Here is a 13,984-nt window from a genome sequence, read left to right on the forward strand (position 1 = left end):
GTTTCCTTCCGCTTCGATCACCATGGGGACCACTGCCCTGGTTCCGTCATCGTTAGAGTCGCCGGCTTCCTTAGCCCTGGGGGGCTCCAGGACCGGGACGAAGAAGGCGGCGTTAAGAAAGAGGTCGTAAAAGGCCGACTGCTTCTTGTAGTCTCTCAAATTTTGGCGCAGGTCGACCAACGCCTCGTCCAGTTTTTCCATTCAAATCCCCTTCCCTGTCAGTTAAATCCTTGCCGTTTGCCAAGGCACCATACAGAACACACTGCACCATTTCAACAACAATATGGAGTACACTGGTGGCAGAAACCTGTCTCATGAAGGAGGATGCGGGTCATGGCACATCTCACCACAGAAGAGCGGGCGGTCGGAGCCATCATGGGCGCTTTCATCGGGGAAGCACTGGGAGTCGGTCCACACTGGTACTACGATCTGGGCGAGTTACGCAGAAATTATGGCGAATGGATCAACGGCTACACCGCTCCTAAAGCGGGGCGCTATCACGAAGGGCTCAAGGCGGGTGAATCCTCACAGCCGGGATTCATCCTGCGGCTGACCCTGGAATCACTGGTAAAAAAGGGGGGGTACGACGAGGCCGATTTCTGCCGTCGCCTGGACAACGATCTGTTCCCGCTGCTGGACGGCACTCCGGTGAAGGGCCCGGGAGGGTACACCAGTCAGTCCATCCGGGAGGCCTGGCGCCGCCGCGTGCAACAACAGCTCCCCTGGGAGAGGACCGGGGGGCATGCCGACACCACCGAGGCGATCGAACGGGCGCTGGCGATAGCGGTCCGCTACGCGCAGGAGCCGGACCAACTGGCCCGGGCGGTGGCGAGCAACACCGTCCTCACCCAGAGTGACGATACCGTGGTCTCCATGACGGTCGCCTTCTGCTCCGTGCTGGGCATGCTGGTTCAGGGCCATCCGCTGGATGAGCGGCTCTCCGGCAAGCTCATGAAGCTGGTGAGCACGGGAGAACTTCCCTTTCACGCGGTAACGCGGGAAGGTCTTGCCCCTCCGCGTCCCGGCGACTCCGATCCGCCGCGGGCAGGGCGCTTCGCCTCGCCCGATGCCCTTCTCACACCTTCCTTCATGGCGGCTGCCGCTGCCGACCCCGAGATACGCATCGAGCCGGCCTGGAAGGTTTCCCTGGTGTACGGCATGCCATGCGCCATCTACCATATCCTGCCGGCCACCTACTACCTGGCCGCCCGCTTCCGGGACGACTTCGAGTCGGCGGTCCTGAACGCGATCAACGGCGGTGGCCAGAACCAGGCGCGCGCCATGCTGACCGGCGCCTTGGTCGGTGCGCAGGTGGGGCGGAGCGGAATCCCTGGGCGCTTCATCAGCGGTCTGGCTCAATCGGCTGCGCTGGAAGAATTGGCGGTCGCGCTGGCTGCGGCAGCCGGTAATAAGTAAGTGCAGAGCTCCCTTCCACAGGACAGGGAGCCTGTTATTTCTTCATCCAGGACGTCTTGGTCTCCAGCCTGGTGCCGTCCTCCAGGGTGGCTTGGCTCAAGCTCCCCGCCTCCGCCTGGATGCAGATGAAGTAGAGGTCCTCGTCCCCCGCTTTCCAGGCTCGCTCGCCTGCCGGGGCCACCCGTATCACGCTTCCCTCCTGGATGGGGAACTCCTCGCCGTCCACGAAGAAGGTTCCGCTCCCCCTCAGCACGATGTACAGCTCCTCGTTCTTCTTGTGGGAGTGGACGAAGGGCATCCCTTTCCCCGCCGGCAAGCGGTTGAGGGATACCTCGCAGCCGGTGAGGCCGAGTTCCCGGCCAAGAAAGTACTTGCCGTGAAAACCCATGAAGTCTCGCTCCAGCAGTGAGTCAAGCGGCCCTATGTGTTCGACGCTGTGATTTTTGCCTGTGCTTGTCATGTGCGATCCTCCCTATGATGATGGCTGCCTGTGACTGGCTGGATATATAGGACTATTGCCGGCCTCTGTCAATGATGATCTCTTTTTCACAATTCCTCCTAATTTCCTTCACATTGACCTCGTATCTTTCATTTCAGAGGTTAACAACGAAACGAAGTAACAGGAGGAAGCGATGCGAAACAAAGTAAAAATGCTGCTGCTTTTAGGTTGCCTTGTCTCCACCGCCGCTAGCGGGAGCGGGCTGGCCCTTGCCGACGAAACCGCTCCGGCAGCTCGCGAGGGGGCCGCGGTTCACGAAGGGTTCCGCGGTGAAGGCCACGGGCACTTCCGCCGCCACGGCTTTAGGAAAATGGTAAAGGCCCTGCATCTTACCGACCAGCAGAAGGTTCAGGCGCAGGTGATGTTCAAGTCCAACCGCGAGACCATGAAGCCGCTGCTCGTGAACATGATCACGGCCAAGCACCAGCTCCGTACCATGGTGGCCTCCGGCAGCGCTGATCAGTCCGCCATTCAGACTCAGGCCGCCGCGGTCGCTACCGCAGAGACCAACCTCGCCCTGCAGAAGGCACAGAACACCAGGAAATTCCTCGCGCTTTTGACACCCGACCAGCTGAACACCTACAAGGGCTTGCAGGCCAAAAGGGAGGCCAAGTTCCAGAAGTTCTTGCTCAAGATGGAGAGCGACGGCGGGGCTGACTAAGGCGGAGTTCCACAGCACCGAAAAGGCATCCACCCCCCCGCGAGATGGATGCCTTTTTTTATTGCTGTTTGTCGTGAAACCGTATAATCGTGTCATATCTCACGTGAGTTTTTTTGTGAGCCCGCTGTTCTAAAGGGTAATGAAAGAAAGAGGACGTAAAGATGTCGCAATTGAACACCATGGAAGATTTCCAGAGGGACATTTCGTATAAGCTGCTGAAGCGCAGTGATAAGGAGGCGACGCTGACCGCACTGATGCGCGATCGTTTCCATGATGTCGAACTCAACATAACGGTCAATCCCGAAACCATGGAAATCCTCGCGGCCGGAGTCGAATTCCGCAAGTGCCCGACCACCGATTGCCAGAATGTTCACGCCCGCCTGTCAGGCTTGGTCGGTTTCACGATCGGCAAAGGGCTCAATAAGAAAATCATCGAGGTAATGGGAGGCGGTGAGGGGTGCGGAAATCTCCGCAACCTGCTTTTGGGGCTTTTGCCGCTGGCGTTGAACCTGAGGGCGGCAGCCGGGATTAAGGACGAGCGGGAGATGCTGGACACCATCCACGAGCAGCTGCGCGGCAGTTGTGCGGGATACGCCAACCCGGTGCCGACACGGTAAAACCTTTTTTCACCAGGAAAGACACGAAAGACACGAAAAAAAGCTATTCAGGAAGAAAAGGCAGGTAGTACTCCCTCGCCCCTTCAGGGGAGAGGGGCGGGGTGAGGGAAGGTACGGCAGTGGCTTTTCTTCTTCTTTGCCTTCTTTCGTGTTTTTCGTGTCTTTCGTGGTAACTGCCTTTGACTTAAACGTCTTTGACTTACTGCATGGCAGCGTACACAGCCTTGATTAGCACCGCGCTTTCCGCGAGCTGGCGATACGCCTCCTCGCGGGTCATCAGCGGTCTGGGCGGATCGGCGTCATGCATCGCGAAACCGAGGGCCATCGCCCGGTTGGCAATCTCCGCCACCTTCTGCGCCACCGCCAGGTTGAACTTCGCCAACCCCTCCCTGGCCAAAGGGAGCCGGTAAGCCGGTACCGACTTCATCCTCTGCTGGATGTTCCGCGCGATTTTCGCCACCATCTCGTCGGTTGATCCGCTCTCCCCCGCTTCCACCACGCCGTCGTTGGCGGCATGGTTCGCCTTGTTGAAGTCGTCGTACACCATGTTGTGCAGCGGCATCGAGAGATCGCCGAGGTAGTGAAGCGCGTACCCCAACGGGTAGCGGGCGTACTTGTTCTCGCTCTTTCTCTCCAGGTGCTTGTCCAAGGCGGCGATGATGGCGCCGTACAACTGCCCCTGGCCCTTGCAGCGACAGTTATAATCCGCCACCTGGTCGAGGACCATGTCCGCCGTCACCACCGTCCCTCGCTCGTTGTCGCGGTAGTGGTTTCCCTCTTCGTGCCCGCCCGATTTCTCCTTGGCCATGTCGGCACCTACCGCGAGATAGGCGAAGTCCCCCAGCCCCGCCGCTCTTACCACCGCCATGTGAGTCAGGTCGTTCCAGGCGAGGGCGGGGGAGGCGAGCAGCAAAACGAGCAGCAGGGGGAAAAGGGGGGCAGCCAGCCTCGCCCGGTAACGCCATCCCAACCCTTGCCGCACTTTCCACTTCGTTTCCATAGTCACTTCCTGTAGCTCCTCGTTTTCAGGTTGAGACGGCGCCGCCTTCCTGTCATAAGAATCCAAAATTGCCAGTGGAGGTCCAATTGGGTACTCTCTAGTGTGGCAAGGCCCGCCAATGACATAGTAGCATATCGCTCTGTCATGGTGGTCAATGCCAAACCTGCTGCACCCCGGGAGTCCTCCGTGAGGAGTACGGCACCCCTTCATACCCTCGGCAATCTTCAGCTGCTCGACCTCTACAAGGTTGCCTTCCTCTGCTCGCGCACCTGTCCCCCCGCCGCGCAGGAAGCCTCGCTCGCTTGGGCCGCTGCCCAGTGCGAGCAGGGGACCTGCGTGATCTCCGGGTACCACTCCCGCGTGGAACGGGAGGTCCTTTATCGCCTGCTGGAGGGAAGCCAGCCGATCGTGATCGCGCTGGCCAGGGGGATCATGAAGAACATCGAACCGGTGGTCATGAAGGGCATCGACGCCGGCCGGCTGTTGATCGTCACCCGCTACGCGGAAAGTGTTACCCATGCCTGCGAGGATTCCTGCTACCATAGGAACCGGCTCATGGTGGAGATGGCCGATGAGGCGGTGGTCGCTTGGGTTGCGCCGGGTGGCAATCTGGAGCGGTTGTGCCGGGAAGTGGCTGACCTGAAGGTCTCTCATATCTATCAACCTACGGAGGTGGAACTTTGAACTGGTATTGTCTGACGCTGACTGCCGAGCAGGTGGCGCAAGGAAAACTGGAAGAATGTAAGGAGGCCTTCGAAGGGGCGTTCGCCGCGGCCAAAGGGCCGAGGACCATGGCGCTGTTCAAGCGAGAGATGGACGGAGTGGTGACGCTCTTCTTCACCCCGATCTGCCGGGACCACGCCGCGGATCTCCTCGCCGCGTGGGGGTGCGCTAGCTGCGAGCGTCCATCACTTATTGACTTGCACCTGGTGGTGGGGCATCACGAAATCACCTACTATATGCCCTGAAGCCCGGACTATCTCCTGGTGTTGCCTGAATCGGGAAAACGGTTAGACTTTAACGGTCGGTTCCGATGAGGTTCCGCCGAGACGCAGGCACATGAAAAGGAGGTACGTATGCCAAGGGTACCGCATGAGCATTACCTGGAGTTGAAAGAGCGGCACGGTGAGGTGATCGCGGCTGTTGAAAACCTGCGTGCCGCGGCGCAGTCCGCCGGGCCTCTCGATAAGAAGACCCTGCACCTGATCCAGTTGGCCGCTTCGGCTGCCATCAGGTCGCACGGTTCCACCCACAGTCACACCATCCGCGCGCTGGAAGCCGGCGCCACTCCAGATGAAATCCGCCATGCCGTCCTTGCCCTCACCTCCACTATCGGCTTTCCGACCACCGCCGCCGCCCTCTCCTGGGTGGATGACGTCATAGAGAGAGGGTACTGAGCACTTTATCCGCGAGCCCTCCGCCAAGCCCGTGCCGACCAAGGAAGTTCCGGTGCGGGCTTGGCGATGTCTTCAGGTTGCCAGCCAAAAATCTTTCCACGCAACGGGGCATCCCGCAGGCCGGATGACCCCTTTCCTCCGGCGGCTGGGGGGACAGATGTCCAATGGCACGATATCCAAACTCTTCCACTGGATAGGCCGCCTGTCCCCCGCAGCCATCACTGCCGTCTATCTCTTCTTGGGCCTCTGCTGGCTCTTCCTGGCCGGTCTCTTCTTCGACACAGCTTTCGCCAACCGTCCCGAACTGCGCGATCTCGCGTCGCTGGTTTTGGACCTGCTCGGCGTCTTCAGCATGGGGGCCATCGTGTACTGGTTGAGCTCCATCAGTCAGGCGCGGCACCTGGCGAGCGAGCAGCGGATACGCGAGCAGGCCTCCCGCGATGCACTGACCGGGCTGTACAACCGGCAGGCCTTCGACGAGTTCCTGCTGCAAAGCGTGGAGTACGCGAAGCGCCACCACGAGATGCTCGCCGTGCTCTTTCTCGACTTGGACCGCTTCAAGACGGTCAACGACAAGCGGGGGCATCTGGCGGGCGATGCCTTGCTGGTGGATACCGGGCGCAGGCTTGCCGAGTGCTGCGCGCGGCGCGGTGAGGACGTGGTGGCGAGGGTGGGGGGGGACGAGTTCGCGCTCCTCTTGCGCAAGCCGGAGGGGATCAACGGCCCGGGGGTGGTTGCCCAGCGCATTCTGGACACCCTATCCAAGCCCTTCGTCATCGATGGTAGTAAGATCAAGACCAGCGCCAGCATCGGCATCGCCCTGTACCCCTCCGATGGTGAAGAGGCGATGCAGCTCTTCAAAATGGCGGACCTCGCCCTCAACCAGGCCAAGCAGCAGGGGCGCTCCACCTTCTGCTTCTATGGAGGCGAATGGCAGGAGGAGCGGGATATCCGTATCCAGCTGGAACAGGGGTTGTTACGGGCCATCACCAGCGACGAGCTGTTCCTGGTCTACCAGCCCAAGCTGGACGCGGTCTCCATGCGCGTGATCGGTGTTGAGGCGCTGGTGCGTTGGAGGCACCCGCACCTTGGCGTGCTGCTACCCAAGCGTTTCGTCCCGCTGGCGGAAAAGGCGGGGCTTATGTGGCCGATGACCCAGTGGGTACTGAAAGAGGCCTGCCGGCAGGGGGCGGAGTGGTATCGAAAGGAGGGGCTCGACATCAATGTCGCCGTCAACATGTCCCCTTCCATTTTCACCCAGGACGAGCTGGAGCAGGTGATCGAGAATGCGCTGCACGCGGGAGGCCTGCCGCCGGACCGGCTCACCCTGGAGATCACCGAAGAATCCCTCATGCTGTACGAGTCCGAGTCGCTGGAGGTGTTGGAGCGCCTGCACCGGATGGGGGTGAACGTGCAGATCGACGACTTCGGCACCGGCTATTCGTCGCTTTCCTCGCTGAAGCACTATCATTTCCAGGCCTTGAAGATTGACCGCTCCTTCGTGAACGACGTGGTCACCTCCTCCGACGATGCGGCGATCGCCACCACCATCATGTTCATGGCCAAGTGTCTGCATATGGACGCCATCGCCGAGGGGGTGGAGTCGGAAGCGCAGAAGGAATTCCTCTCCTCCATCGACTGCCGGTACATGCAAGGCTACTATTTCGCCCGCCCCCTCGAAGCGCAAGAGATCACCTCCTTCTTGCTCCAGCACAACATCCCCAAGAAGTAGCGATCTTGATTCCATCTCTACAGTCCCCTCTCCTGGACTGCGGCCTCGTCGACGATGGGTCCGACAGTCCCCTCTCCCGAAGGGGGAGGGCTAGGGAGGGGAACCGGGCCTCTCCGTGGATGGCGTACCCAACATTGAAATGGCACTCCCCTCGGCTATAATGATGTGCGTTAATTAATCTCTGGTGCTCTCACTACAAAGGAGCTTCTCATGTTCGAAAGGCAAAAGACGGTAGGTGTGCTGACGGGGGGCGGTGATGTGCCGGGGCTCAACCCGGCTTTGAAGACCCTGGTGAACCGGGCGGCGGATAACGGCTACAAGGTGGTGGGGATCAGGCGGGGCTGGGGCGGGCTACTCAACTTCAATCGGGATGACCCGGAGGCGAGGGAGAAGTACATCATGCCGCTCGACCGGCAGACGGTCCGTACCGTCGACCGCACCGGTGGCACTTTCCTCCATACCAGCCGCACCAATCCGGGGAAGGTGGCCGGCGCCGATGTCCCCTCCTTCCTGCAGGATTTCACCGTTCAGGCCTCGGCCTCCGGGACCCATGATTTCACCCAGCACGTGCTGGCCACCCTCGATCATCTCGGCATCGACGCACTGATCCCGATCGGTGGCGACGACACGCTGAGCTATGCAGAGAGGCTGCACCGCGAGGGGTTCCCGGTGGTGGCTATCCCGAAGACCATGGACAACGACGTTTTCGGCACCGATTACTGCATCGGGTTCTCCACCGCGGTCACCCGCAGCGTAAACTTCATTCACAACCTGCGAACCAGCGCAGGGTCCCATGAGCGGATCGCCGTGGTCGAGCTGTTCGGCCGCAACTCCGGCGAGACCTCGCTGATCTCGGCCTACCTCGCCGGCGTGGACCGTGCTCTCATCTCCGAAGTACCCTTCGACGTCGAAAAGCTCTGCGCCTTCTTGCGCGAGGACAAGCGCGGCAACAAGAGCAACTATGCCATGGTGACCGTATCGGAAGGGGCCTCCATGATCGGGGGGCAGGTCGTGGAGTACGGGCAGGAGGACGCCTACGGTCATAAGAAATTAGGGGGCATCGGCGTAGTGGTCAGCGAGGCAATCAAGCAGCTGACCGGCTCCCACATCATCTACCAGCAGCTCTCCTACCTCATGCGCAGCGGCGCACCGGACTCCCTCGACTTAATGGTTGCCTTCAACTACGCGAACATGGCGATGGATCTGATAGCGGAAGGGATGTCCGGCCGCATGGTCGCCTTGCAGGGTGGCACCTACTGCCACATCCCGATCAGTTCCATCATGCAGGGAGTGAAGCGGGTAGACGTGACGGAACTGTACGACTGTGAGCAGTATCGTCCCAAGGTACGCCACGTACTCGGCAAGCCGATGTTCCTGTACTGAACAGGGCGCATCCCTCTCACCTTCAACCGCTCAGCCCGTCCGACACTCCCCTCTCCCGAAGGGGGAGGGTTAGGGAGGGGGGGGCCAATCGTCCAGCAAGGATGCAGCCCAGCTAATGGTGGCAGTGTCCCCCCACCCGGCCTCCCCCCTCCGGGAGGAGGAGCAAGTCTGACACAGGAGGGCAAGTCAGACACTCCCCTCTCCCGAAGGGGGAGGGCTAGGGAGGAGGAGCGGAAGGAGCGATCCGGAAAACCATGAGCAAGTCATTGATCGAAATCGACGGCGGCCAGGGAGAGGGGGGAGGGCAGATACTGCGCACCGCGCTGAGCCTCGCCTGCATCACCGGCAAAGCTTTCCGGATCCGGAACATCCGGAAGTCCCGTTCCAAGCCGGGACTCATGCGCCAGCACCTGGTGGCGGTGCAGGCCGCCGCCCGCATCGCCGCCGCCGAACTCTCCGGGGAGGTGCTCGGCTCCCAGGAGCTCCTCTTCGTTCCCGGCCCGGTCAGCGCCGGCAATTACGAGTTCGACATCGGCACGGCAGGCTCCACACCGCTGGTCCTGCAGACCATCATTCCTCCCCTGGTCAAGTCCGCCGGGACCAGCCGCCTCAGGCTGATCGGCGGCACCCACGTCCCATTCAGCCCCTCCTGGCACTATCTCGCCGAGGTCTTCGCTCCGGCCCTCGCCCGCCTGGGAGGCATGGTCGACTTCACCCTGGAGTCCTGCGGTTTCTACCCCAAGGGAGGCGGTCGGGTCGGCTGTCGAGTCCAACCGGCTAGCCGCCTGCTTCCCCTTCATCTGGAAGAGCGCGGCAAGCTGCTGCGGGTCAGCGGTTATGCCGCCGTCGGAAACCTGCCGCGCCACATCGCCGAGCGCGAGGCGCATGCTGCCCTCACCATCTTGAGAGCGGAATTGGGAAGGGAGTTGCCGATGGAGGTGGAAATCCAGGAGTTGAAGATATACGGGCAGGGGACCTTTATCTTCCTGAAGGCCGAGTATGATCATGTCGTGACAGGGTTCACGGTGTTGGGCGAACGCGGTAAGCCGGCCGAGCGTGTGGGTGAGGAGGCGGCCGGTGAACTGCTGGCCCATCACAGGACAGGCATGCCGGTGGACCCGCACCTGGCCGACCAACTGGTGCTGTACTTGGGGCAGGCCGACGCTCCCTCCGTTTTCACCACCTCCCGCATCAGCAGTCACCTGCTGACCAACCTGATGGTGACCTCGTTATTTCTGGAGATGGAAAGCAAGGTGGAAGGGGTGATCGACCAGCCGGGAAGGGTGATTATTAAGCCGGGGCGAGGGGGAAGTGGTTAATCCTCGAATCCCAGTAACCGGCAGAGCTCCCCGATAAACGGCAACTGTCCCTGCAGAATCTTCTCCTTCGCCTGCTCGACCCCGAACCATCCCGCCCGATCAACCTCCGGGAATTCCGCCTGCCGTCCCGACTTGGGCGGCCATTCCATGGTGAAGAGATTGCTGGTGATGGCGCCGGCATCGCAGTCACCTTCCACCGCCCACGCCCTGACCTGCTTCCCCCCCGGCTGTTTCACCAGGTTGAGCTCCCGGAATTCCCCTTCGGCCTGGAATCCCGTCTCCTCCTGAAACTCCCGCCTGGCAACCTCGAAGGCGTCCTCGCCGCTGGTGTATTCCCCCTTGGGGATCGACCAGGAGCCGAGGTCCTTCTTGGCCCAAAGGGGTCCGCCGGGATGGACCAGGAAGAGTTCCAGCTGGTGATCTCTGAGGCGGTACATCAGCAGGCCGGCGCTCGTTTTCGGCATTGTGGAACCTCCTTCAACCCTTTAGCAGTGATGGTGAGGATAAGAGTCGGGTGGGAAGCGGCGAGTGGAGTGCAGTGGCGTGGAAGGGGAGGGCGCGAAGGTGCCGGCTCCCCGGATTGCTACTTGTCAGGTTGCAACGGGGGAGCGGCGTGGATGTGCCGTCTTGGCAGCTGCCACCCCTTCATCAGCGCCGCACACCTGATGGCGATGACGGTCACGGCGGAGACGGTGAGGCTGATGGAGGAAGCTACCGCGGCCTGGTGCAGGCAAAAGAGGAGCGAGCCCCCGACAACGCAGGCGGAGGCGTAAATCTCGCGCTGCAGGATGAGCGGAATCTCGTTGCTCAAAAGGTCGCGCACCAATCCCCCGCAGGTGGCGGTCATGACCCCCATGATGACTGCCCCCAGGTAGCCAAGGTGAAAGGAGAGCGCCTTGGAGGTGCCGATGACCAGGAAGGTGCCCAGGCCGAGCGCGTCCAAAAGCAGCATGGCCCGGTTCATCCTCTCGAAGCTTCGCGGCGTCAGGAAAACCACCACCGAAGCGGCGACAGCCAGGTAGAGGTACAGCTCGTTCTTGAAGCAAAAGGGGGGGGTGTCGTTCAGCAGCACGTCGCGCATCACGCCGCCGCCGGTGGCGGTCACGATGCCAAGTACGATGACCCCCAGAAGGTCCATGCGGCGGCGCACACCCGCCAGCGCACCGGAGGCGGCGAAAGCGACGGTGCCTAACAGATCGAGGAAATAAATGATTGCAGCTTGGTGATCAATGGGATTCATGAAGTGAGGTCTTTTTTGTTTCCTAAACTGTGTCGATACCCTCGCCCCTTCAGGGGAGAGGGTGGCCGAAGGCCGGGTGAGGGTGCCTTACACAGGCTACTCCTCGAAATGCTGGTCGAGGATCACCGCCTGGTAATCGGGGACGTCCTGCCAGAAGCGCTGCTGCAGCTCTGTCAGGAGCGGCTCCAGGCTCTTGCGGTCATTGGCGCTCACCGTGATGGCGCCGTACTTCCTGGTGGCCTGGCGTACCTTCATAAAGGCGAGCGGGTCGCTCTTTTTGAGAGCGGGCAACTGGTCGGCCTTGTTGAACACCAGCAGCCTTCGCTTGTCGGCAAGCCCCAACTCCGCCAGGATAGCGTCCACCTCGTGGATCTGTTCCTCGAAGCGCGGATTGGCGCAGTCGACCAGGTGGATGAGGATGTCGGCGTCCTTCAGCTCCTCCAAGGTCGCCTTGAACGCGCCAAGTAGCGACTTCGGCAGGCTGCGGATGAAGCCGACCGTGTCGGTGATGATCACCTCGTGGTCCCTGGGGAAGCGGAGCCTGCGGGATGAGGTGTCCAGGGTGGCGAAGAGCAGGTTCTCGGTGAACACCTCGCTCTTGGTGAGCGTGTTGAGCAGCGTCGATTTCCCGGCATTGGTGTAGCCGACGATGGAGATGATAGGGATGCCTGCCTTCACCCTCTTCTGGCGGCGCTGGTAGCGGCCGTTCGACAGCTCCTTCAGCTCCCGCTCCAGGTGCGCGATGCGGTCGCGGATACGACGCCGGTCGATCTCCAGCTTCGTCTCGCCGGGGCCGCGCCCGCCGATCCCCCCCATGAGCCGGGACATCTGCACGCCGCGCCCGATCAGCCTGGGGAGCAGGTATTTCAGCTGGGCCAGTTCCACCTGGACCTTGCCGTCCTGGGTGGTGGCGCGCCGGGCGAAGATGTCCAGTATCAGCTGGCTGCGGTCGATGACCTTCAACTCGGAAAGCTCGGAGATGGAGCGGACCTGGGCGGGAGAAAGCTCCTGGTCGAAGACCAGCATGGTGGCACCCAGCTGGAGCGCCTTGATGAGCACCTCGCGGATCTTCCCTTCCCCCATCAGGTAGCGCGGGTTGAATTCCTTGGGCCGCTGGATGAAGGTATCCAGCACCCCCACCCCTGCCGTCCTGGCCAGTTCCTTCAGCTCCTCCATGGAGTCCGTCGCCTCCTCCAGGGTCTTCTGGGTGACCGAGACGAGGATGCCGCGCTCCTGCCCGGTGGAGACGGCGCGCCCGTCCTGCAGTCCCTTCTCCAGGGAGTACTCCAGCGTTTCGATGAAGGCGCGGAAGTCGAGGTCGTAGCGGTTGAAGGGGAGGGATGGCTCCACCTGGTAGGGAGGTCCGTTCTCCCGGTGCGGGACCAGCGCGGCGGTCTGGATCGAGAAGCGGTCCGGGTTCTGGGTGAGCTGCAGCGCCGCGATCATGTCGAGGCGCAAAAGGGAGAGGTCGGTCAGGTCGTCGTCGGAGAGGGTCTCTCCCTTCAGGTGGGTATGGACCAGGCGCACCCCCCGCACGAGGCGTCGCCCGAGGGGGTAATCGTCCAGGGACGGGATCAACAGCGCCCGTTCGTCGCCGACCACCACGTAGGCAATCTCACCGATCCTGCTGATCAGGATGCCGAGCTGGCGCCGGATCTCCAGAGAGATCTCGGCCAGTTCCCTGGCAACTTCCAGAGAGATCACCTCGCCCGGGCTGACCCTGCGGCGGTAGAGCCTCTCCAGCCTCTGCACCTGGCTTGGCTTGAGTCCTGTCAGATTGCCGTGCGGTTGTTTGATGGTGGTCCTCCGGGCAGCTTAATGGTTCGACTGTTTCAGGATACTACAATCCGATGATGTTGTAGCCGCTGTCGACGAAGTGCACTTCGCCGGTGACCCCGGCCGCGAGGTCACTCCCCAGGTAGAGCGCGGCGTTGGCCACTTCCTCCTGGCTGATGTTGCGTCTGAGCGGTGCCTTGCCCGCCACGTGGCCGGCGATCTGGTTGAAACCGCCCACGCCTGCCGAGGCCAGCGTCCTGAGCGGTCCCGCCGAGATGGCGTTGACCCTGGTGCCGTCCGGGCCCATGGCCTCCGCGAGGTAGCGGACGCTCGCCTCCAGAGCTGCCTTGGCCACTCCCATCACGTTGTAGTTGGGGAATACCTTTTGGGCGCCCAAGTAGGTCATGGCGATGATGCTGCCGTTTCTGCCGGCCAGCAGAGGCTCGGCGTATTTGCACATGGCGATCAGGGAGTAGGCGCTGATGTCGAGCGCCATGGCGAACCCTTCGCGGGTGGTGTTGAGGAAGGAGCCTTTCAGCTCGTCCTTGTTGGCGAAGGCGACCGAGTGGACCAGGATGTCGAGACCTCCCCAGGCCTTGCCGACCTGGTCGAAGAGCGCTGCAAGATCCTCATCGCTGCGCACGTCGCAGGGGATGGTCAGGCTGACGCCGATGCTCTCGGCCAGCGGGATGACCCGCTTGGCCACCGCCTCGCCTGCGTAGGCGAGGGCGACTTCGGCTCCCTCTCTTCGGTAAGCCTCGGCCACTGCCCAGGCGATGCTCTTATCGTTGGCGACCCCGAAAATGAGGGCCTTTTTCCCTTCTAGTAAACCCATGCACTCTCCTCCTCGTCGAGACCGGCAGATTAACGTTATCTGTTCTTCCGGCCGACGTATAGCAGGGCATCATAATGAAAAATGGCGCCCTTTGCAACTAAGTAATATG

16 protein-coding genes are annotated in these 13,984 nt (G+C 61.6%); 9 read left to right on the plus strand and 7 right to left on the minus strand.

Annotated features, from left to right (window positions below; translation table 11 throughout):
- The coding region (locus tag VJ604_RS12475; protein ID WP_324082963.1) for an SseB family protein at positions 1-201 on the minus strand (201 nt) is incomplete at its 3' end.
- Positions 202-333: 132 nt separating this feature from the next.
- Between VJ604_RS12475 and VJ604_RS12480 the strand changes: the two genes are divergently transcribed.
- Positions 334-1,416, plus strand: coding sequence for an ADP-ribosylglycohydrolase family protein (locus VJ604_RS12480; protein ID WP_324082964.1), 1,083 nt, complete (start codon positions 334-336; stop codon positions 1,414-1,416).
- A 34-nt stretch (positions 1,417-1,450) separates the two neighbouring features.
- Here the strand turns inward: VJ604_RS12480 and VJ604_RS12485 are convergent, their stop codons facing one another.
- Entirely contained in the window at positions 1,451-1,876 is a 426-nt protein-coding gene (locus VJ604_RS12485) for a cupin domain-containing protein (protein ID WP_324082967.1), read from the minus strand.
- 172 nt (positions 1,877-2,048) lie between these two features.
- On the opposite strand from VJ604_RS12485, the gene VJ604_RS12490 reads away from it, so the two are divergent.
- Positions 2,049-2,576, plus strand: coding sequence for a Spy/CpxP family protein refolding chaperone (locus VJ604_RS12490; protein WP_324082968.1), 528 nt, complete (start codon positions 2,049-2,051; stop codon positions 2,574-2,576).
- A 161-nt stretch (positions 2,577-2,737) separates the two neighbouring features.
- Positions 2,738-3,193, plus strand: coding sequence for a DUF2889 domain-containing protein (locus tag VJ604_RS12495; protein WP_324082970.1), 456 nt, complete (start codon positions 2,738-2,740; stop codon positions 3,191-3,193).
- A 199-nt stretch (positions 3,194-3,392) separates the two neighbouring features.
- Here the strand turns inward: VJ604_RS12495 and VJ604_RS12500 are convergent, their stop codons facing one another.
- The gene (locus tag VJ604_RS12500; RefSeq protein ID WP_324082972.1) at positions 3,393-4,193 is read right to left on the minus strand and encodes a phospholipase C/P1 nuclease family protein; all 801 of its coding nucleotides are present in this window, start codon (positions 4,191-4,193) and stop codon (positions 3,393-3,395) included.
- 186 nt (positions 4,194-4,379) lie between these two features.
- Here VJ604_RS12500 and VJ604_RS12505 point away from each other — a divergent pair, with 186 nt between their 5' ends.
- The 6 genes from VJ604_RS12505 (at position 4,380) to rtcA (ending at position 10,024) form a co-directional block, all read left to right on the plus strand.
- Entirely contained in the window at positions 4,380-4,877 is a 498-nt protein-coding gene (locus VJ604_RS12505; RefSeq protein WP_324082974.1) for a DNA-processing protein DprA, read from the plus strand.
- A complete protein-coding gene (locus VJ604_RS12510) occupies positions 4,874-5,161 on the plus strand; it encodes a hypothetical protein (RefSeq protein ID WP_324082976.1) in 288 nt (95 codons plus the stop codon). Before VJ604_RS12505 ends, VJ604_RS12510 begins: the two co-directional genes overlap by 4 nt.
- Before the next feature lie 108 nt (positions 5,162-5,269).
- A complete protein-coding gene (locus VJ604_RS12515) occupies positions 5,270-5,590 on the plus strand; it encodes a carboxymuconolactone decarboxylase family protein (RefSeq protein WP_324082978.1) in 321 nt (106 codons plus the stop codon).
- Positions 5,591-5,747: 157 nt separating this feature from the next.
- Positions 5,748-7,322, plus strand: coding sequence for a putative bifunctional diguanylate cyclase/phosphodiesterase (locus tag VJ604_RS12520; protein WP_324082981.1), 1,575 nt, complete (start codon positions 5,748-5,750; stop codon positions 7,320-7,322).
- A gap of 210 nt (positions 7,323-7,532) precedes the next feature.
- Positions 7,533-8,705 carry a 6-phosphofructokinase gene (locus VJ604_RS12525; protein ID WP_324082982.1) on the plus strand — a complete coding sequence of 391 codons (1,173 nt, stop codon included), beginning with the start codon at positions 7,533-7,535 and terminating at the stop codon, positions 8,703-8,705.
- Positions 8,706-8,959: 254 nt separating this feature from the next.
- Entirely contained in the window at positions 8,960-10,024 is a 1,065-nt protein-coding gene (rtcA, locus tag VJ604_RS12530; RefSeq protein WP_324082985.1) for an RNA 3'-terminal phosphate cyclase, read from the plus strand.
- On the opposite strand, the gene VJ604_RS12535 is transcribed toward rtcA, so the two are convergent.
- The 4 genes from VJ604_RS12535 to VJ604_RS12550 all read right to left on the minus strand — a co-directional run bounded on the left by VJ604_RS12535 (position 10,021) and on the right by VJ604_RS12550 (position 13,875).
- Positions 10,021-10,488 (minus strand): NUDIX hydrolase, encoded by a 468-nt coding sequence (locus VJ604_RS12535; RefSeq protein ID WP_324082987.1) that lies wholly within the window; start codon positions 10,486-10,488, stop codon positions 10,021-10,023. The two genes, rtcA and VJ604_RS12535, sit on opposite strands and share 4 nt — an antisense overlap.
- A gap of 119 nt (positions 10,489-10,607) precedes the next feature.
- Positions 10,608-11,264 (minus strand): trimeric intracellular cation channel family protein, encoded by a 657-nt coding sequence (locus tag VJ604_RS12540; RefSeq protein ID WP_324082989.1) that lies wholly within the window; start codon positions 11,262-11,264, stop codon positions 10,608-10,610.
- A 96-nt stretch (positions 11,265-11,360) separates the two neighbouring features.
- Positions 11,361-13,016 carry a GTPase HflX gene (gene hflX / locus VJ604_RS12545; RefSeq protein ID WP_324082992.1) on the minus strand — a complete coding sequence of 552 codons (1,656 nt, stop codon included), beginning with the start codon at positions 13,014-13,016 and terminating at the stop codon, positions 11,361-11,363.
- Between the two features lie 88 nt (positions 13,017-13,104).
- Positions 13,105-13,875 (minus strand): enoyl-ACP reductase FabI, encoded by a 771-nt coding sequence (locus VJ604_RS12550; RefSeq protein WP_324082995.1) that lies wholly within the window; start codon positions 13,873-13,875, stop codon positions 13,105-13,107.
- Positions 13,876-13,984 lie beyond the last annotated feature (109 nt).

The sequence above is a fragment of the Geomonas sp. genome (assembly GCF_035254065.1).
In the GTDB taxonomy this organism is placed as follows: Bacteria; Desulfobacterota; Desulfuromonadia; order Geobacterales; family Geobacteraceae; genus Geomonas.